We start from the raw sequence: 19,131 nt of genomic DNA on the forward strand, positions 1-19,131 counted from the left end.
AACCTCAAGCATACGGATGCCAACTTAAGGAAACCTTAAACGACAGCGAAATGTGCGCAATTTCGGCTACGTCTGGTTAATTTGCTACCGCTGGGGCGGCCATTTCATTACACTCAGCGCGATTTTTATCTAAGAAAGAGACTCCATGTTAAACCGTTCTTCTTCCGGCAACCGTCTGGGTCGTCAGGCGTTGCTGTTTCCTCTGTGTCTGGTGCTGTACGAATTTTCGACCTATATCGGCAACGATATGATCCAGCCGGGTATGCTGGCGGTCGTCGAGCAGTACAACGCGGGGATTGAGTGGGTACCCACGTCCATGACCGCCTATCTGGCCGGCGGGATGTTTTTGCAGTGGCTGCTGGGGCCGCTGTCGGATCGCATTGGCCGCCGCCCGGTGATGCTCACCGGGGTGGTCTGGTTTATTGTTACCTGTCTCGCCATCCTGCTGGCGCAGAACATTGAGCAGTTTACTTTCCTGCGTTTCTTGCAGGGGGTAAGCCTCTGCTTTATCGGTGCCGTGGGCTATGCCGCAATTCAGGAGTCGTTTGAGGAGGCGGTCTGTATCAAGATCACCGCGCTGATGGCGAACGTCGCGCTGATTGCGCCGCTGCTCGGTCCGCTGGTGGGCGCCGCCTGGGTCCACGTGGCGCCCTGGGAAGGGATGTTTATTCTGTTTGCGTTGCTGGCGGCCATCTCATTCTTTGGCCTCTGGAAAGCCATGCCCGAAACGGCGACCCGGCTGGGTGAGACGCTTTCCATGCGGGAGCTGGGACGCGACTATAAAGCGGTGATGAAGAATGTGCGCTTCGTGGCGGGGGCGCTGGCGACCGGCTTTGTTAGCCTGCCGCTGCTGGCGTGGATTGCCCAATCGCCGGTGATTATCATCAGCGGCGAGCAGCTCAGCAGCTATGAGTATGGTCTGCTGCAGGTGCCGATCTTTGGCGCGTTGATTATCGGCAACCTGGTGCTGGCGCGGCTCACCTCGCGTCGTACCGTGCGTTCTCTCATCATTATGGGGGGATGGCCAATTACGCTGGGCCTGCTGCTGGCCGCAGTGGCAACGGTCGTTTCTTCGCACGCTTACCTGTGGATGACCGCCGGGCTAAGCCTCTATGCGTTCGGTATTGGCCTGGCCAACGCCGGGCTGGTACGTCTGACCCTCTTCGCCAGCGACATGAGCAAGGGTACCGTCTCGGCGGCGATGGGAATGTTACAGATGCTGATCTTTACGGTGGGAATCGAGGTGAGCAAGCACGCGTTCAGCTTCGGTGGCAATGGTCTGTTCAGCCTCTTCAATCTGGCAAACGGTCTGCTGTGGCTGCTCCTGATGGTGATCTTCCTGAAAGATAAACGGGTCGGAAACGCGCTGCAGCCCGATTAACCAGCAGGCCGGGCGATGGCCCGGCCTGTCAGTAGTTAATTAAACGGCGCTTCGCGTTTTAACACTTTATCAATCACCTGCAGCACGCCCTCTTCGTTGTTGTGCGGCGCTTCAAAGCGGGCTACCGCTTTGATGTGATCCCCGGCGTTAGCCATCGCAAAACCAAAGCCCGCCTGTTTGAGCATCTCGACGTCATTCCCGCTATCGCCAAACGCCACCACTTCATGATCTTCAATGCCCCACAGCGCCTGCAGCAGGCGCAGGCCATTGGCTTTATGCACGCCGGGAATAATCAGGTCGATGCTGCCGTTGCCGGTATGAACGGGCACCATGATGTCGCCCAGTTCGTCGTGGATCAGCGCCTGAATGCGCGGGATCTCTTCATCCGAGACATTGAGGCCAAACTTGAAGAAAATGTCGTTAAAATTATCGAAATTCTCCACCTTTTCCAGGCGATGATAATATTTTGCCGCAATCTCGTGAAAGGCATCGCCATAGTGTTTTAGGGTGTAGGCGCTGTTCTTACCGCAGGCGATCACCTCTATCCCCGGCAGGGTGCAGAGATAGCGTGAGACGGTGGCGAAGTGCGATTGCGTCAGCTCGCCGTTAAACACATCCTCTCCGGCATTCACTACCCAGCCGCCGTTTTCGGCGACAAAAGCGATCTCATGGGCAATCTCCGGGAAGAAAGAGATGAGCTGGTAATACTGATTGCCGCTGGCAACCACAAAACGTATTCCCTGTTCCTTCATTTGCGCGTACTGCTGCAAAAAGCGCTCGCGATTGTACTGCTTGCTATCGCTTAAAAAGGTGCCATCCATATCCACTGCAATCAGTTTGATGCTCATTATCCATTCTCCGTGGCAGATTCTGCCTGAGGCGCCGGTTTTGCCACCGCTCGCGCCACCAGCGCAGCAATAATCACTAACCCTAACACGACCAGCATTGCACTACGTAACCCGTAATGCTCGCCAAGGAATCCTAACAGCGGCGGGCCTACCAGGAACGCAAGGTAGCCGGTTGTCGCCACTACGCTGACGCGGGTTGGCGCGTCCGGACCGGTATCGCTGGCCGCCGAGATAGTGAGCGGGAATCCCAGCGAGGCGCCCAGTCCCCAGAGGATCACCGAGACGCCGGCTACCCAGTCCACATCTACAAAGATAATCAGCGCGATGCCCAGGCCACCCAGCAGGGCGCTGGCGCGCACTACGCTGACGCGGCTGTAACGGTCGATGAACCAGCCGCCGGTGAAGCGTCCCACGGTCATACCCAGCGTAAACCCGGCATAAATCAGTGAGCCGGAGGTAGGGCTAAAGCCGTGACCATCCACCATCAACAGCGGCAGCCAGTCGTTGGCGGAACCCTCGGCAAAGGCCATGGCCAGCACCACGACGCCAATCAACATCAGCTGAATATCGCGATAGAAGGGCAGCCCTTTTTCGCCCCCGCTGGCCTCTTCGCCGGCGTTTTTTCCGGTGCCGTCAGGAATGGCGGTAATGCCAAGCAGGATCGGCGCGATACAGACCAGCGCTGCAAAAAGAATGTGCAGATTTGCGGCCACGCCAGAGGCAGTGAGTGCCATGCCCACCCCTGCGCCCGCCAGGGTACCGAGACTGTAAAAGCCGTGCATCATGGGCAATACCGTTTTGCCCATCTCGCGTTCGACCGCCGCCCCTTCGACGTTGATGGCCACTTCCGCCGCCCCGAAGCTGCCGCCGAAGACGGTAAGTCCGAGGGCAAACATCAGCGGTGACGTGAACCAGAGCGCCGTGCTGAGGATCACCATTCCTACCACTGCGCAGCACATAGTCGTGCGAATCACTTGTCGCGTACCAAAACGCTTCACCAGCCAGGCAGAGCAGAGAATACCGCTCATCGAACCGACGGAGAGGCCAAACAAGACGATCCCCATCTCTGCCGTCGATACCGATAAAATATCGCGGATAGCGGGGGTACGCGTGGCCCACGAGGCCATGAGCAGCCCGGGAATAAAGAAGAACATAAAGAGCGCCCACATACGGCGCTGCAGAACTCTGCGAGGCGAAATGGCAGTCATGTTTTGTTCACCAGAGGGAGATTACTGACGACAACAGTAGCAAGCTTGTGTACATTTGTACACAAACTGGCAGAGGGTAAAATGAGCAGACGACCAAACGATCCGCAGCGCAGGGAGCGTATTCTTCAGGCGACGCTGGACACCATCGCCGAACACGGTATTCATGCCGTTACCCATCGTAAAATTGCCAGCTGCGCAGGCGTGCCGCTGGGTTCGATGACCTACTATTTTGCGGGCAAAGATGCGCTGCTCGAAGAGGCATTTACCTGGTTTACCCAGCAACAGATGTCCGTGCAGTACCGTGACTTCTTCGCTGGCGTCACCGGGCCCGAGATGGCGTGCGAGGCGATCACCACCCTGATATACAGTTCCCAGGTCACCACACCGCACAATATGGAGCTGATGTACCAGCTCTATGCGTTTATGAATCGCAGCGCTCCGCTAAAAAGCGTCATGCAGGACTGGATGAAGACCAGCCAGACGACGCTTGAGCAGTGGTTCGACCCGGTTACTGCCCGGGGGCTGGATGCCTTTATCGAAGGGATGACGTTGCACTTCGTAACGGACAGAAAACCGCTCACGCGGGAGGAGTTGCGCGCCATGGTGGGGAGAATTGCGGGCGAGGGGGGCTAAACGGGGCCCGCCACGCTAATATTGAAATAACACCCTAAATAAAAATAAATAACGCAGTTTCCCCCTCGTCCTCTATTTTGCGCGTCTGACGGATATATCCACGGACGCCCGCCCTCTTAATTTGCATATTTGTGCGACTCTGGTGTCAGGATAATAATGACCCAGCCCTCGTTTAACATTTGTTTAGAAAGCAGAGGCGATCATTATTCATATAAGGAGAAATATGATGATGAACCTGCATAAAACAATTGGACGTGGCCGACACCGCATTTGCTATCAACATCCGCAGGATAGTAGTAAGTGCATTAAAATTCTCTACAATCCGGACGACGGCGGAGTAAAAGAGGTCCGCCGCGAGGTTGGCTACTACCGCAAGCGCTTAACGCAAATTCAGCACAGCCGCGCGATCCCTGATTTTCATGGTAAAGTGGAAACGGCGCTTGGCGAAGGGTACGTTTTTGATCTGATAAGAGATTATGACGGCGAAATATCCAAAACGCTGGGGCACTACATTAAAAACGATTTACTGAGCGCCGAGGAAATTGACAACCTCCTCTATGAACTGCGCAATGATTTAATTGCCCATCGCATCGCGACCATGAACCTGAAGGATTATAATATCCTCTATCGCCGTACCTCAGAAAAAGACGGCTACCTGGTGGTCATCGATAATATTGGCGAATCCGAATTTATCCCGGTTGCTTCGTTATTTAGCAGCCTGCATCGCCGTAAAATCGACAGAATTTTCGCGCGTTTTATGGATACGCTCCCCCTGGCACCCGCCTGTGCTTCGCGATCCTGATCACTGATGCCGGCATGTCCCTCCTGCCGGCAGCGTTTTTTGTTCGCTCTAAATCTATACAAATGTAAATTCTTGTAGAATTTTAGCTTGTACATTTCTTTTAACTCATTGATTTTAAATATCGAATTTCGCTGCCCATAATTCTTTTTCGCTCGCTAAAAACAAAACGCAAAAGGATGCGCTACGCTTTCTACATCCTCCCCGGGATCCGTTTACCCATCTTCTGCGGAGCTCGCCATAACAATAACGGGAAAGCGACTATGACTCTCAGCCATGAAGATGATGCAAAGATACTTCTGCCTGCGTTTGAACAACGCCTTGAGCAGCTTCTCCCTGCCGGTGAACAGGTAGGGCAGGTCTATGCGGCAATGCGCGATGCAACGCTTATAGCCGGCAAGCGGATGCGTCCGTTATTGCTGGTGTTGGCCGCCACAGACATGGGGTGCAAACGCGAGCAGCCGGGCCTACTGGATCTGGCCTGTGCCATCGAAATGGTCCATGTTGCCTCGCTTATCCTGGATGATATGCCCTGCATGGATAATGCCCAGATGCGCCGTGGGCGGCCGACCATTCACTGTCAGTATGGCGAAAACGTCGCCATACTTTCTGCGGTCGCGCTCCTGAGCCACGCCTTTAACGTTATTTCACGCGCGCCCGCGCTCACGCATGAGGCGAAAGCCCGCGCCATTGCCGAGCTCTCTATGTCCGTCGGGCATATGGGGCTGGTGCAGGGACAATTTCGCGATCTCAACGAAGCCCGGCAGGCGCAAAATGTGGATGAGATCCTGCTGACCAACGAGCTGAAGACCAGCAGCCTGTTTAACGCGACGTTGCAGCTGGCGGCGATTGCGGCCCAGGCTCCGCCTGCGGTTAATGAGCGGCTACGTTTTTTTGCCCGCGATCTGGGGCAAGCATTTCAGCTGATTGACGATCTTACCGACGGCTCCAATACCACCGGTAAAGATCCCCATCAGGATGAGGATAAATCCACGCTGGTGGCGGTCCTTGGCGCCCAGACCGTTTTTCAGCGGCTGCTTGAGCATGTCAACAGCGCTGACCAACACCTGGCGACAGCCTGTCAGCACGGAAGTGCCGCCCGCCGCTATATTCGTGCATGGTTTGATAAACAGTTGTCGCACATCAGCCAGAGCCTTTCCCTTTCGGAGTGTCAATGACCAGTCTGTCGCAACGGAAAAGCGATCATCTCGATATCGTCCTCAGGAATGCCGCAGGTGTCAGGAAATGCACCAGCGGCTTTGAACGCTGGCGGTTTGAACACTGCGCCCTGCCAGAGCTACACCTTGATGAGGTTGATCTTTCAACCTCCCTGTTTGGCCGAACCTTGCAGGCACCGCTGCTCATCAGCTCCATGACTGGGGGGACGCAGCGGGCGACCCTGATTAATCAAAACCTGGCCAGGGCTGCCCAGACTCTGGGGCTGGCAATGGGGGTGGGATCGCAGCGCGTAGCGCTTGAAAGCCCCGCAACCCAGGGATTGACCCGTTCCCTCCGGGATGCGGCACCGGATATTGTCCTGCTGGCGAATCTGGGCGCGGCGCAAATTGCCGGTCCTCAGGGACGCGATTTCGCGCAGCGTGCGGTAGAGACCCTGGCGGCTGACGCACTGATCATCCATCTCAACCCTCTGCAGGAGGCCCTGCAGCACGGCGGTGACCGCAACTGGTGCGGCGTGCTTAATGCCATTCAGCAGACGGTAGAAGCGCTGCCGGTACCGGTGGTAGTGAAAGAGGTGGGCAATGGTTTATCGGTGCCGGTTGCGCGCCAGCTGGCAGAGGCGGGTGTCGCCATGCTCGATGTGGCCGGTGCAGGCGGAACCAGCTGGGCCGCCGTAGAGGGCGAACGCGCCATCTCGGCGCACGACCGTGCGGTGGCCATGGCGTTCACCGACTGGGGGATTCCTACTGCGGTGGCCTTAAAAGATCTTCACCAGGCGCTGCCGGAGATGCCGCTCATCGCTTCGGGCGGTATCGCCAACGGCGTGGAGGCGGCGAAGGCACTCTGCCTGGGGGCCAGCCTGGTCGGACAGGCGGCTGGCGTTCTGCAAAGCGCGCTGATTTCCAGCGATGCGGTCATCGCCCATTTTGAGACCATGATTGCCCAGCTTCGGGTTGCCTGTTTCTGTACGGGCAGCGACAGCCTGGCGGCGCTTCGCAAGGCCACCCTGGTAGCCGGGACCCCATGACAACACGCCAATGGGATCTGATTCTGGCGGGAGGCGGGCTGGCCAACGGGCTGATCGCCTGGCATCTATCGCACCGTCGTCCTGAACTTCGCGTCCTGATGCTTGAAGCGCAGACGCGCCCTGGCGGGAATCATACCTGGTCCTTCCACCAGGACGATCTGACCCCTGACCAGCACCGCTGGCTGGCTCCGCTCGTCAGTTACCGCTGGCCGGGTTACGACGTCCGTTTTCCGGCGCTGACGCGTACGCTGCCAGGCGACTATCTCACGCTCACCTCAGACCATTTTGCCGATGTGCTCAGCCAGGATCTGGGCGATAGCCTGCAAACCGGGGTGAGCATCGCCTCCCTCACGCCGACGAGCGTTACGCTGACGGACGGTACCTTACTGGAGGCCGCGGCGGTGATTGATGGCAGGGGCTATCAGCCAGAGGCCCATTTACGTACCGGCAGCCAGTCTTTTCTCGGCCAGCAGTGGCGGCTCAAAAAGCCGCACGGCCTGACGCGCCCGATCCTGATGGATGCGACGGTCGACCAGCAGGGCGGGTATCGCTTCGTCTATACCCTCCCTTTTTCAGCCACTGAGCTTTTGATCGAAGACACCCACTATATTGATGATGCCCGGCTTGAGAGCGTCGATGCGCGGCAACATATCGCTGACTATGCCCGCCAGCAGGGCTGGCAGTTAGAGACGCTGGTGCGCGAGGAGCAGGGGCATCTGCCGATTATGCTCTCAGGTGATGTTAACGCTTTTTGGCGGGCACGTGAGGGACAGCCCTGCAGCGGCCTGCGGGCGGGGCTTTTTCATGCCACCACCGGCTACTCCCTGCCGCACGCCGTTGCCCTTGCCGAAGCCATTGCCGACGCGAAGGATATCAACGCACAAGCCTTGTCCCGGCTGATTCACCGATATGCCCTGCGCCAGTGGCGCGCTCAACGTTTTTTCCGCGTCCTCAACCGCATGCTTTTTCTGGCGGGAGAGGCGGATAACCGCTGGCGGGTGATGCAGCGATTTTACACCCTGAATGAAGGGCTGATAGGCCGTTTTTACGCCGGGCAGCTGACGCCCGGTGATAAAGCACGAATTCTGGCAGGCAAACCGCCTGTTCCGGTCGGCGAAGCGATGCTCGCCATTTTGCAACTTACTCCCCGGCTGCGAGCCTTTTATCATGACTAAAACTATTATTATCGGCGCCGGATTCGGCGGCTTAGCGCTCGCCATCCGGCTACAGGCGCAAGGGATTGACACGCTGCTGCTGGAGCAGCGCGATAAGCCTGGCGGGCGTGCTTACGTCTATCAGGAAGAGGGGTTTACGTTTGACGCAGGGCCGACGGTCATCACCGATCCCAGCGCCATTGAAGCGCTTTTTACCCTCGCCGGAAAGCGGATGGAAGATTACGTCGAGCTGCTGCCGGTGACCCCGTTCTACCGCCTGTGCTGGGAGACGGGGGAAGTATTTGATTATGACAACGTCCAGGACAAACTGGAGGCGCAAATCGCGCGCTTCAATCCGCGCGACGTCGAAGGCTATCGGAAGTTTCACGCCTACTCACGGGAGGTCTTTAAAGAGGGGTATCTGAAGCTCGGCACCGTTCCCTTTTTATCATTCCGCGATATGCTACGGGCCGGCCCTCAGTTAACCCGCCTGCAGGCCTGGCGCAGCGTTTACAGCATGGTCTCCCGCTTCATTGAGAACGAACAGCTTCGCCAGGCATTCTCCTTCCACTCGCTGCTGGTAGGGGGGAATCCCTTCGCCACCTCCTCTATTTATACCCTTATTCATGCCCTGGAGCGGGAGTGGGGGGTCTGGTTTGCCCGTGGCGGCACGGGGGCGTTGGTGCAGGGGCTGGTGAAGCTCTATCAGGATCTTGGGGGCGAGATAAGGCTGAACGCTGAGGTGACCCGGCTGATTGCCGACGACAACCGCATCCGCGCCGTTGAGCTGAAGAACGGGGAAACTATCCAGACCGCGGCGGTGGCGTCTAACGCCGACGTGGTGCACACCTACGAAAAGCTGCTCGGCCATCATCCTGCCGGCGCGGCGCGCGCGGCCTCTCTGAAGCGTAAGCGGATGAGCAACTCGCTGTTTGTGCTCTATTTTGGTCTCAATAAACAGCACGATCTGGCGCACCATACCGTCTGCTTTGGCCCGCGCTATAAAGCCCTGATCGATGATATTTTCAATAAAAACACCCTGGCAGAGGACTTTTCGCTCTATCTGCATGCCCCCTGCGTGACTGACCCCTCCCTGGCACCGCCCGGCTGCGGTAGCTATTACGTGCTGGCGCCGGTGCCCCATCTGGGTACGGCCGATCTCGACTGGCACACAGAGGGGCCGCGCCTGCGCGACAGGATCTTTGACTATCTTGAGCAGCACTACATGCCGGGCCTGCGTAGCCAGCTGGTGACCCATCGCATCTTTACCCCCTTTGATTTTCGTGACCAGTTGGGCGCGCACCTCGGGTCGGCCTTCTCCATTGAGCCCATACTGCGCCAGAGCGCGTGGTTCAGGCCGCACAATCGTGACAGCAAAATCGAGAACCTTTATCTGGTGGGCGCAGGTACCCACCCGGGCGCGGGAATTCCGGGAGTGATCGGTTCGGCAAAAGCGACCGCGGGGCTGATGCTGGAGGCGCTTTCCGGATGAATAACACCCTGATGGAGCACGCTGACCAGACCATCGCCGTCGGCTCGAAAAGCTTTGCCACCGCGGCGAAACTGTTCGATGCCCCCACCCGACGCGGCGTGCTGATGCTCTACGCCTGGTGTCGTCATTGCGATGATGTGATAGACGGGCAGGCGCTGGGGTTCAATATTGAGACCCCGGAAGCGACGCCGGCGGAGCAGCGCCTGGAGACGCTCAAAAGCGAAACCCGCCGCGCCTGGGAAGGGGCCGTGATGACGGAGCCGGCCTTTGCCGCTTTTCAGGAGGTGGCGCTGGGCCACAATATCCCCTTGCCGCTGGCACTGGCCCACCTTGAGGGCTTTGCCATGGACGTGCGCGAAACCCGCTACGAAACCTTCGAGGATACGCTGCTCTATTGCTACCGGGTCGCGGGGGTGGTGGGGTTGATGATGGCAAGGATCATGGGGGTGCGCGACGAAGCGGTGCTCGATCGCGCCTGTGATTTGGGGCTGGCATTTCAGCTAACGAATATTGCCCGGGATATCGTTGAAGATGCCCGCGTGGGCCGCTGTTATCTTCCTGCCCGCTGGCTGGCGGAGGTAGGCCTTACACCGGAGCAGGTCGCCGACCCTGGAAAGCGTCAGCAGGTTGCCCGCCTGGCACAGCGGCTGGTGGCCGAGGCCGAGCCTTATTATGCGTCAGCCCGGGCGGGGTTGGCCGGTCTGCCTTTGCGCTCGGCGTGGGCGATTGCCTCCGCGCACGGCGTTTACCGGGAGATTGGCGTGAAGGTCAGCGCAGCAGGAGAGCAGGCCTGGGATAAACGCCAGGGCACTAACGCCCTGGAGAAATCCGCATTGTTGATGAAGGGCGCTGCCCTGGCGCTCACTTCTCGTTTCGGCTCGCAGGCGCCGCGGCCGGCTGGTCTGTGGCAGCGTCCGCTTTTGGCGAGCGCGTAGCCTGCGCATCGGCCTTACGCTGACGTAAGGTCGCCTGCAACTTCTCCACCGGCGGGGCATAGAGAAAGCCAAAGGAGACGCAGCCCTCTTTTCCCCGCACCGCATGGTGCAGACGATGGGCCAGGTAGAGTCGCTTCAGATAACCACGGCGCGGTATATAGCGGAACGGCCAGCGCTGGTGCACCAGCCCGTCATGGACCATAAAGTACAGCGCGCCGTAGAGCGTCATGCCTGCGCCAATCCACTGCAGCGGCCACATCCCCCAGGTTCCCCATGCAATCAAGCCAATCGCTAACAGCGCAAAGACGACGGCATAGAGGTCGTTCACCTCAAACCAGCCCGTGCGGGGTTCGTGGTGAGAGAGGTGCCATCCCCATCCCCAGCCGTGCATGATGTACTTATGCGCAAGCGCCGCGATGAGCTCCATGGCGGCAACGGTAAGGAGTACGATCAAGGTGTTGTAAAGCGCGAGCATGCTTGCTCCTGTTTATAAGTCCTGGTGATTAAGCGTAACACCTAATTGCGGGAGTGGAGGGGGAGAGGAGAGATTTGTTGGGGGATTTTAGACAACAAAAAACCCATCAACCTTGAACCAAAACGGCGGGGTTGATGGGCTCCACAAATTGGGGACATCAAAGAAAAGCAGTGGCAATAGTTATGACTGACGTCTGGAGGAAAAGTTCTGTGCAAAGTGAAAATATTTTCATCTTTACGCAAATTTTCCGTTAGCCCAGTCCCGGCCAGATAATGATAATCAAGGTCCCCGCCAGCGTTAACAGGACGTTAGCGATAGCATAGGTGCCCGCGTAGCCCAGCGCTGGAATGTTGCTGCGGGCGGTATCGCTGATAATTTCCATTGCCGGGGCGCAGGTGCGTGCCCCCATCAGCGCGCCGAACAGCAGGGCGCGGTTCATGCGCAGCACCCACACGCCGAACAGGAAGCTTAAGACTACCGGCACCAGACTGACGATAAGGCCTGCGCCGAGCATCTGCCAGCCGACAGACCCCAGGCTGTGGCCAATGCCGCTGCCCGCGCTCAGGCCCACGCCGGCCATAAACACCATCAGGCCAAACTCTTTCACCATATTCAGCGCACCCTGTGGGATATAGCCAAACGTCGGGTGGTTCGCACGTAAAAAGCCGAGCATGATCCCGGCAAACAGCAGACCTGCGGCATTGCCGATGCCAAAACTAAAGTTGCTGAACTGGAAAGTGATCATCCCAATCATCAGGCCAACAATAAAGAAGGCGCAAAACGCCAGCAGGTCGGTCACCTGGCTGTGAATAGAGATAAAGCCCACGCGGTCAGCCACGGTTTTAACGCGGCGCGCGTCGCCGCTCACCTGCAACACATCGCCTTTGTTCAGCACCACGTTGTCATCGATCGGCATCTCGATCTGGCTGCGGATCACCCGGTTCAGGAAACAGCCGTGATCGGTTAGCTTAAGCTGTGACAGACGGCGACCGACGGCGTTGTGGTTTTTCACTACGATCTCTTCGGTCACAATACGCATGTCCAGCAGATCGCGGTCAAACACCTCTTTACCGTTACGGAAGCTCGGATCAAGGCGGGCATGGGCATCCGGATAGCCTACCAGGGCGATATCGTCTCCCATCTGCAATACCGCGTCTCCATCGGGGTTCGCCAGAATGCCGTTACGCCGAATACGCTCGATATAGCAGCCGGTCTGACGATAAATGCCCAGCTCGCGCAGGTTCTTACCGTCGGCCCAGGCGACCAGCTCTGGCCCCACGCGATAGGCGCGGATGACTGGCAGATAAACTTTGCGTTTGCTGTCTGTATCCAGACCACGTTCGCGCGTAATCTGCTGCGCGCTGGTCTGTAAATCCTGATGCTGTAATTTGGGCAGGTAGCGGGCGCCGACGATCAAACTCACCAGGCCAATCAGGTAGGTGAGGGCATAGCCCAGGCTGAGGTGATCCAGGGCGAGAGAGAGCTGGGTATTATCCAGGCCGAGATGACGTAGCGTATCCCCCGCGCCCACCAGTACCGGCGTGGAGGTCATCGAACCCGCAAGCATGCCCGCGGTTAACCCGATATCCCAGCCAAACAGCTTCCCTAAGCCCAGCGCGATCAGCAGGGCACTGCCGACCATGACCAGCGCGAGCATCAGATAATTCTTACCGTCGCGAAAGAAAATAGAAAAAAAGTTGGGCCCGGCTTCCACGCCAACACAAAAAATAAACAGCATAAAACCGAGATTCAGGGCGTCGGTGTTAATGCTGAAATGTTGTTGGCCTAATAATAAAGAGACCACTAAAACGCCAATGGAATTACCAAGTTGTACTGAACCGAGGCGTAATTTCCCGAGGCAAAGACCCAGCGCCAGTACGACAAATAATAACAGGATGTAATTCCCGTTTAACAAATCTGCGACGTTTATATTCACGGAGGATAACTTCTTGTTTACCAGTAAGTGGTTGAATAGATGGGGTATTTAGGCTACTGTTTCTGCTATCAGAAGAGAGGCTAACAACGCCTTTTTTCGCAACATAATATATCCCAAACAATAATATCAGACCATTAGTTTAATCGTTACGGTGCACTGCATCCGACAACGGTTAGACAACCATGCAGCGTGTTTTGGCAAGGAATGCCGCATATCGTATCAAATTGGGCGTCCGGGGGACGATAAATTTATTTGAATGAAGAGAGGCAGGGGGTTGTTTGGATATTAAACGTCACTGGCCAGGAGTTGCTCGCTGTTTTTTACTGTACACGGCAGTCTGTCTCTGCCTGACATTAAATGTAAAAGGGGCATTTCTTGCTGGCAGGCATCCTGAGTTAGGGCTGCTGTTCTTTATCATACCCGGTGCCGTTGCCAGTGCGCTTACGCGCAGCGGAGAGGTGGTGAAGCCGTTGCTGGGGGCGACGCTGGCGGCGCCGTTCTGCCTGCTGGTGATGCGTCTGTTTACTGTCTCTGGGCGCTCCTTCTTTCAGGAGCTGGCGTGGTTGTTAAGCGGCGTCTTCTGGTTTGCGCTCGGCGCGCTGGTCGTTATGTTTGTGCGGCGGGCGCTCATCCATCCGCGTCGCAAAATAAAAACGCCCTCAAAGTGAGGGCGCTTTAACATTACTGAGCGGCAAACAGGCCCAGATTCTCTTTGGCGTAGGCTTCAAAATCGGTAAAGCCGCCAATGTGGGTCTGGTCGAGGAAGATTTGCGGCACGGTTTCAACCGGTTTACCCACGGTCTTTTCCAGATCCGCTTTGGTAATACCTTCCGCGTGGATATCAACATAACGGTAGTTGAAATCGTCACGCTCGGCGGTCAGTTTCTCTGCCAGCTCTTTAGCACGTACACAGTACGGGCAGCCCGGACGTCCAAAAATAACTGCAAACATGGTTCTCTCCTGAATTGAAAGCCTGACGGCGAATAACGCTATATTGCCGATAACTTACGGTAATAGAAAGCAGGTTTCGCCTGTTGCATTGATATCTTCAGGCTATGTTTCGCCAATTACAGCGCCAGATTCTTTGCCTATACTGGCTCCATTGCTGTTTTTAGCCAGGAGAAGAGAGACATTATGACCCCGACGATTGACCTGTTACGCGCTCACCGTTCCATTCGCCATTTTACCGACCAGCCCATTACTGATGCTCAGCGCGACGCAATCATTGCCGGGGCGCAGGGGGCCTCCAGCTCCAGTTTTCTGCAATGCACCTCAATAATCCGCGTTACCGATCCGGCGATGCGTGAACAGCTGGTCGGCCTGACGGGCGGGCAGAAGCATGTGGCCCAGGCGGCGGAGTTCTGGGTCTTTTGCGCCGATTTTAACCGCCATCTGCAGATCTGCCCGGACGCGCAGCTCGGTCTGGCGGAGCAACTGCTGTTAGGCGTGGTGGATACGGCGATGCTGGCGCAGAACGCGCTTACGGCGGCGGAGTCACTTGGGCTGGGTGGCGTCTACATCGGCGGCATTCGCAACAGTATCGAGGCGGTAACGGAGCTGTTAGCGCTGCCCAAACATGTGTTGCCGCTGTTTGGCCTGTGCCTGGGCTGGCCGGCAGACAACCCGGATGTGAAGCCGCGCCTGCCCGCCGCGCTGGTGGTGCATGAGAATCACTACCAGCCGGTCGATAAAGCGATTCTGGCCCAGTACGACGACGAGCTGGCCCACTACTATATGACGCGCGGCAGTAATAACCGTCGCGACACCTGGAGTGACCATATCCAGCGCACCATCATTAAAGAGAATCGTCCGTTCATCCTCGATTATTTGCACAAACAGGGCTGGGCAACGCGATAACCCCATTTTTCCTGCGCCTGCCTGCGTGTATGATACGCAGGCTTTTACCAGATCATGTCTGAGAGGTGCAGGGTGAAAATTGCCATATTGTCCCGGGATGGAACGCTCTATTCGTGTAAACGCCTGCGTGAAGCGGCGGCAAAACGCGGCCATCTGGTGGAAGTTCTCGATCCGCTGTCCTGTTATATGAATATCAGCCCGGCGGCATCCTCCATTCACTACAAAGGGCGCCAACTGCCGCACTTTGACGCGGTGATCCCCCGCATTGGCTCGGCCATCACCTTTTACGGTACCGCCGCGCTGCGTCAGTTTGAGCTACTGGGTAGCTATCCGCTCAATGAGTCTGTCGCCATTACCCGCGCCCGGGATAAACTTCGGTCCCTGCAGCTGCTTGCCCGTCAGGGAATCGATCTGCCCGTGACGGGCATTGCCCACTCCCCGGATGATACCAGCGACCTGATCGATATGGTCGGCGGCGCGCCGCTGGTGGTGAAGCTGGTTGAAGGCACGCAGGGTATCGGCGTGGTGCTGGCCGAGACCCGCCAGGCCGCAGAGAGCGTTATCGACGCCTTTCGCGGCCTGAATGCCCACATCCTGGTGCAGGAGTATATCGAAGAGGCCAAAGGCCGCGATATCCGCTGCCTGGTGGTGGGTGATGAAGTGGTGGCCGCCATTGAACGCCAGGCCAAAGAGGGCGATTTTCGCTCTAATCTGCACCGGGGTGGCGTCGCCAGGGTAGCCAATATCACCCTGCGTGAGCGGGAGATCGCGCTGAAAGCCGCCCATACGCTGGGGCTTGATATTGCGGGGGTAGATATTCTCCGCGCCAACCGCGGTCCGCTGGTGATGGAAGTGAACGCATCGCCAGGCCTTGAGGGGATCGAAAAAACCACCGGCGTGGATATTGCCGGTAAAATGATCGCCTGGATCGAACGTCAGGCAACGCCTGGCTTCTGCCTGAAAACGGGCGGATAAATAGATTGCCGCGCACATATTGCGTAAGCTATGCGAATTACAGTTAAGAGGCTCAACCTTTATGGAAACTCTCGTCGTACCCACGTTGGATACGCTACGTCAATGGCTCGACGATATGGGCATCAGCTTTTTTGAATGCGATACCTGTCAGGCATTACACATTCCCCACATGCAGAATTTTGATGGCGTGTTTGATGCCAAGCTCGATCTGATTAACGATGTGGTGTTGTTTTCTGCCCTCGCCGAGGTCAAACCCTCGGCGTTGCTGGCGCTGGCATCCGATCTCTCGGCCATTAACGCCAGCTCGTTGACGGTGAAAGCCTTCCTCGACATTCAGGACGATAACCTGCCGAAGCTGGTCGTGTGCCAGTCTTTATGCGTGGGGGCCGGTGTGACCTATCAGCAGTTCGCCGGGTTCTTACGCCAGAGCGAAGAGCAAATTTCGATGGTGATGATGGAAGCCAGCGCACACCACCTGCTCTATAACGCGGAAGAAGATCCAGAGAATAACGATTCATCCTCCCATTTTCTGCACTAACCTCGCCTGAGTAATACGCAGCCGCCACCAGCGTGGCTGCGTAACGCCATTTTTTCTGCTGCTTTTTCCCCACAGTGATAGCGTTAATCACTTCGTAATGACCCTTTTGGCTTACCACATAGACATTTACCGCGCGAAAAATTGATAAAAGGCGTTTTTTAATCTGGGCTATAGCCGCAGGAACGAACTACATTTATTCTTGCGAAGCTTTTTTTACTGTGAGCAAACCTGCCACCAGAGTTTTTTCTTCTGATCCCGGCAGAGCGACAAAATATGCATGATTCTTGCATAAGTGAGAATGCACATTTTAAGTTCGTTTTAATGAACTCCTGGAAGGAATAAAGCTATGACCGCCTTAAATAAAAAATGGTTATCGGGTCTGGTTGCGGGGGCCTTGATGGCGATCTCCGCCGGTACGCTCGCCGCGGAACAGAAAACGCTGCATGTTTATAACTGGTCTGACTATATCGCGCCGGATACCGTCGCGAATTTTGAGAAAGAGACCGGCATCAAAGTGGTTTACGACGTTTTCGACTCCAACGAAGTGCTGGAAGGCAAACTGATGGCGGGCAGCACCGGCTTCGACCTGGTGGTACCGTCTGCCAGCTTCCTGGAGCGTCAGCTTAGCGCGGGTGTCTTCCAGCCGCTGGATAAAAGCAAACTGCCGAACTGGAAAAACCTCGATCCTGAAGTGCTGAAACTGGTCGCAAAACATGACCCGGAGAATAAATACGCCTTCCCGTATCTGTGGGCTACCACCGGTATTGGCTACAACGTGGATAAAGTAAAAGCGGTGCTTGGCAAAGATGTGCCTCTCAACAGCTGGGACCTGGTTCTGAAGCCAGAGAACCTCGAAAAGCTGAAAAGTTGCGGCGTCTCATTCCTGGATGCACCAGAAGAGATTTTTGCCACTGTGCTTAACTACCTGGGCAAAGATCCAAACAGTAGCAAAGCGGATGACTACACCGGCGCGGCGACCGACCTGCTGCTGAAGCTGCGTCCAAATATTCGCTACTTCCACTCCTCACAGTACATTAACGACCTGGCGAACGGCGATATCTGCGTGGCAGTCGGCTGGGCGGGCGACGTCTGGCAGGCGGCTAACCGCGCGAAAGAGGCGAAAAATGGCGTGAATGTCTCTTACTTCATTCCGAAAGAGGGGGCGCTGGCCTTCTTTGACGTCTTTGCGATGCCTGCCGACGCGAAAAATAAAGACGAAGCCTATCAGTTCCTCAATTATCTGATGCGGCCAGAGGTGATTGCCCACATTAGCGATCATGTCTTCTATGCCAACGGCAACAAGGCCTCGGTACCGATGATCAGCGCGGAAGTGCGTGACAATCCGGCTATCTATCCGCCAGCAGATGTCTTTGCCAAGCTCTTCACCCTGAAAGTGCAGGAACCGAAAATCGACCGCGTACGTACCCGTGCGTGGACGAAAGTGAAAAGCGGTAAATAACGTCTGACGTCCTTGCCGGGCAGCCCGTAGCTGCCCGGCCACTGCACTAACAACGTGCAGTGGCACTGTTTTAGTTTATGCCGGAGAGCACCCCGTGAACGACGCGACCCCCCGCCCACAGGCGAAAACCCGTAAAGCGCTGACCCCGCTGCTGGAAATCCGTAATCTGACCAAATCTTTCGACGGCCAGCACGCCGTGGATGACGTCAGCCTCACTATCTATAAAGGCGAAATTTTTGCGCTGCTTGGTGCGTCGGGCTGCGGCAAATCGACGCTGTTGCGAATGCTGGCGGGCTTTGAGCAACCCACCGCCGGGCAGATTATGCTCGACGGGGTAGACCTCTCTCAGGTGCCGCCTTATCAGCGTCCAATCAATATGATGTTCCAGTCTTACGCGCTGTTTCCGCATATGACCGTGGAGCAGAACATCGCCTTCGGCCTGAAGCAGGACAAGCTGCCGAAAGCGGAAATCGCCAGCCGCGTGGCGGAGATGCTCAGCCTGGTACACATGCAGGAGTTCGCGAAACGTAAGCCGCATCAGCTATCGGGTGGGCAACGCCAGCGTGTCGCGCTGGCCCGCAGCCTGGCAAAGCGCCCCAAGCTGCTGCTGCTGGATGAACCCATGGGCGCGCTGGATAAAAAGCTGCGCGATCGCATGCAGCTGGAAGTGGTGGATATCCTCGAACGCGTGGGGGCCACCTGCGTCATGGTGACCCACGACCAGGAAGAGGCGATGACCATGGCAGGGCGTATCGCCATCATGAATCGCGGCAAGTTCGTGCAGATTGGCGAGCCGGAAGAGATTTACGAACACCCGACAACCCGCTACAGCGCCGAATTTATCGGCTCGGTTAACGTCTTCGAGGGGCTACTGAAAACCCGCGAAGAAGACGGGCTGGTGATTGACTCGCCCGGGCTGGTCCACCCGCTGAAGGTTGACCCGGATGCCTCGGTCATGGATAACGTGCCGGTTTACGTGGCCCTGCGCCCGGAAAAAATCATGCTCTGCGATGACGTCCCCGCCGATGGCTACAACTTTGCCGTGGGTGAGGTGGTACATATTGCCTATCTCGGCGATCTGTCGATCTATCACGTGCGCCTGAAGAGCGGACAGATGATCAGCGCCCAGCTGCAAAACGAACACCGTTACCGGAAAGGCCTCCCGACCTGGGGCGATGAAGTTCGCCTCTGCTGGGATGCCGACAGCTGCGTTGTGCTGACGGTATAAGGAGTGG

At 56.8% G+C, this 19,131-nt stretch carries 19 protein-coding genes; 14 read left to right on the forward strand and 5 right to left on the reverse strand.

Annotation, left to right across the window (positions count from 1 at the left end; all coding sequences use genetic code 11):
- The first annotated feature begins 145 nt into the window (after window positions 1-145).
- Window positions 146-1,381 carry an MFS transporter gene (locus tag WFN75_RS02920; RefSeq protein WP_336995594.1) on the forward strand — a complete coding sequence of 412 codons (1,236 nt, stop codon included), beginning with the start codon at window positions 146-148 and terminating at the stop codon, window positions 1,379-1,381.
- A 35-nt stretch (window positions 1,382-1,416) separates the two neighbouring features.
- On the opposite strand, the gene WFN75_RS02925 is transcribed toward WFN75_RS02920, so the two are convergent.
- Window positions 1,417-2,229 carry a Cof-type HAD-IIB family hydrolase gene (locus WFN75_RS02925; RefSeq protein WP_040076412.1) on the reverse strand — a complete coding sequence of 271 codons (813 nt, stop codon included), beginning with the start codon at window positions 2,227-2,229 and terminating at the stop codon, window positions 1,417-1,419.
- Window positions 2,229-3,437: an MFS transporter gene (locus WFN75_RS02930; RefSeq protein ID WP_040076411.1), complete on the reverse strand. Its 1,209-nt coding sequence runs from the start codon at window positions 3,435-3,437 to the stop codon at window positions 2,229-2,231. The genes WFN75_RS02925 and WFN75_RS02930 overlap by 1 nt, the downstream gene beginning before the upstream one ends.
- 81 nt (window positions 3,438-3,518) lie before the next feature.
- Here WFN75_RS02930 and WFN75_RS02935 point away from each other — a divergent pair, with 81 nt between their 5' ends.
- The 7 genes from WFN75_RS02935 (at window position 3,519) to crtB (ending at window position 10,656) form a co-directional block, all read left to right on the forward strand.
- The gene (locus WFN75_RS02935) at window positions 3,519-4,070 is read left to right on the forward strand and encodes a TetR/AcrR family transcriptional regulator (RefSeq protein WP_207293317.1); all 552 of its coding nucleotides are present in this window, start codon (window positions 3,519-3,521) and stop codon (window positions 4,068-4,070) included.
- Window positions 4,071-4,293: 223 nt separating this feature from the next.
- Window positions 4,294-4,872, forward strand: coding sequence for a YrbL family protein (locus tag WFN75_RS02940; protein WP_046886889.1), 579 nt, complete (start codon window positions 4,294-4,296; stop codon window positions 4,870-4,872).
- Window positions 4,873-5,132: 260 nt separating this feature from the next.
- The gene (locus WFN75_RS02945; protein ID WP_336995595.1) at window positions 5,133-6,047 is read left to right on the forward strand and encodes a polyprenyl synthetase family protein; all 915 of its coding nucleotides are present in this window, start codon (window positions 5,133-5,135) and stop codon (window positions 6,045-6,047) included.
- Window positions 6,044-7,075 carry a type 2 isopentenyl-diphosphate Delta-isomerase gene (fni, locus tag WFN75_RS02950; RefSeq protein ID WP_212477443.1) on the forward strand — a complete coding sequence of 344 codons (1,032 nt, stop codon included), beginning with the start codon at window positions 6,044-6,046 and terminating at the stop codon, window positions 7,073-7,075. The genes WFN75_RS02945 and fni overlap by 4 nt, the downstream gene beginning before the upstream one ends.
- Complete coding sequence (gene crtY, locus WFN75_RS02955) at window positions 7,072-8,250, forward strand: lycopene beta-cyclase CrtY (RefSeq protein ID WP_336995596.1); 1,179 nt, start codon at window positions 7,072-7,074, stop codon at window positions 8,248-8,250. The genes fni and crtY overlap by 4 nt, the downstream gene beginning before the upstream one ends.
- Window positions 8,243-9,721, forward strand: a complete 1,479-nt coding sequence (locus tag WFN75_RS02960; protein ID WP_336995597.1) for a phytoene desaturase — start codon at window positions 8,243-8,245, stop codon at window positions 9,719-9,721. Before crtY ends, WFN75_RS02960 begins: the two co-directional genes overlap by 8 nt.
- The gene (crtB, locus tag WFN75_RS02965) at window positions 9,718-10,656 is read left to right on the forward strand and encodes a 15-cis-phytoene synthase CrtB (protein ID WP_040076405.1); all 939 of its coding nucleotides are present in this window, start codon (window positions 9,718-9,720) and stop codon (window positions 10,654-10,656) included. Before WFN75_RS02960 ends, crtB begins: the two co-directional genes overlap by 4 nt.
- Here the strand turns inward: crtB and WFN75_RS02970 are convergent.
- Both WFN75_RS02970 and WFN75_RS02975 read right to left on the reverse strand, forming a co-directional pair.
- Window positions 10,583-11,131 carry a sterol desaturase family protein gene (locus WFN75_RS02970; protein WP_040076404.1) on the reverse strand — a complete coding sequence of 183 codons (549 nt, stop codon included), beginning with the start codon at window positions 11,129-11,131 and terminating at the stop codon, window positions 10,583-10,585. The genes crtB and WFN75_RS02970 overlap by 74 nt on opposite strands.
- A gap of 250 nt (window positions 11,132-11,381) precedes the next feature.
- On the reverse strand, window positions 11,382-13,067 hold the full coding sequence (locus tag WFN75_RS02975; RefSeq protein ID WP_336995598.1) for an aspartate:alanine antiporter: 1,686 nt from the start codon (window positions 13,065-13,067) through the stop codon (window positions 11,382-11,384).
- Window positions 13,068-13,345: 278 nt separating this feature from the next.
- On the opposite strand from WFN75_RS02975, the gene WFN75_RS02980 reads away from it, so the two are divergent.
- On the forward strand, window positions 13,346-13,735 hold the full coding sequence (locus tag WFN75_RS02980) for an inner membrane protein YbjM (protein WP_040076400.1): 390 nt from the start codon (window positions 13,346-13,348) through the stop codon (window positions 13,733-13,735).
- Between the two features lie 13 nt (window positions 13,736-13,748).
- Here the strand turns inward: WFN75_RS02980 and WFN75_RS02985 are convergent, their stop codons facing one another.
- Window positions 13,749-14,018, reverse strand: coding sequence for a GrxA family glutaredoxin (locus tag WFN75_RS02985; protein ID WP_040076399.1), 270 nt, complete (start codon window positions 14,016-14,018; stop codon window positions 13,749-13,751).
- A 183-nt stretch (window positions 14,019-14,201) separates the two neighbouring features.
- Here WFN75_RS02985 and nfsA point away from each other — a divergent pair, with 183 nt between their 5' ends.
- The 5 genes from nfsA to potG all read left to right on the forward strand — a co-directional run bounded on the left by nfsA (window position 14,202) and on the right by potG (window position 19,124).
- Complete coding sequence (nfsA, locus tag WFN75_RS02990) at window positions 14,202-14,924, forward strand: oxygen-insensitive NADPH nitroreductase (protein WP_046886879.1); 723 nt, start codon at window positions 14,202-14,204, stop codon at window positions 14,922-14,924.
- Between the two features lie 72 nt (window positions 14,925-14,996).
- Window positions 14,997-15,899, forward strand: a complete 903-nt coding sequence (gene rimK / locus WFN75_RS02995) for a 30S ribosomal protein S6--L-glutamate ligase (RefSeq protein WP_046886878.1) — start codon at window positions 14,997-14,999, stop codon at window positions 15,897-15,899.
- Between the two features lie 61 nt (window positions 15,900-15,960).
- Window positions 15,961-16,437, forward strand: coding sequence for a YbjN domain-containing protein (locus tag WFN75_RS03000; protein ID WP_040076396.1), 477 nt, complete (start codon window positions 15,961-15,963; stop codon window positions 16,435-16,437).
- 346 nt (window positions 16,438-16,783) lie between these two features.
- Window positions 16,784-17,896 carry a spermidine/putrescine ABC transporter substrate-binding protein PotF gene (gene potF, locus WFN75_RS03005; RefSeq protein ID WP_040076395.1) on the forward strand — a complete coding sequence of 371 codons (1,113 nt, stop codon included), beginning with the start codon at window positions 16,784-16,786 and terminating at the stop codon, window positions 17,894-17,896.
- Between the two features lie 94 nt (window positions 17,897-17,990).
- Complete coding sequence (gene potG / locus WFN75_RS03010) at window positions 17,991-19,124, forward strand: putrescine ABC transporter ATP-binding subunit PotG (protein ID WP_286777757.1); 1,134 nt, start codon at window positions 17,991-17,993, stop codon at window positions 19,122-19,124.
- Window positions 19,125-19,131: the final 7 nt, after the last annotated feature.

This window comes from Leclercia sp. UBA7405 (assembly GCF_037152215.1).
In the GTDB taxonomy this organism is placed as follows: Bacteria; Pseudomonadota; Gammaproteobacteria; order Enterobacterales; family Enterobacteriaceae; genus Enterobacter; species Enterobacter pneumoniae.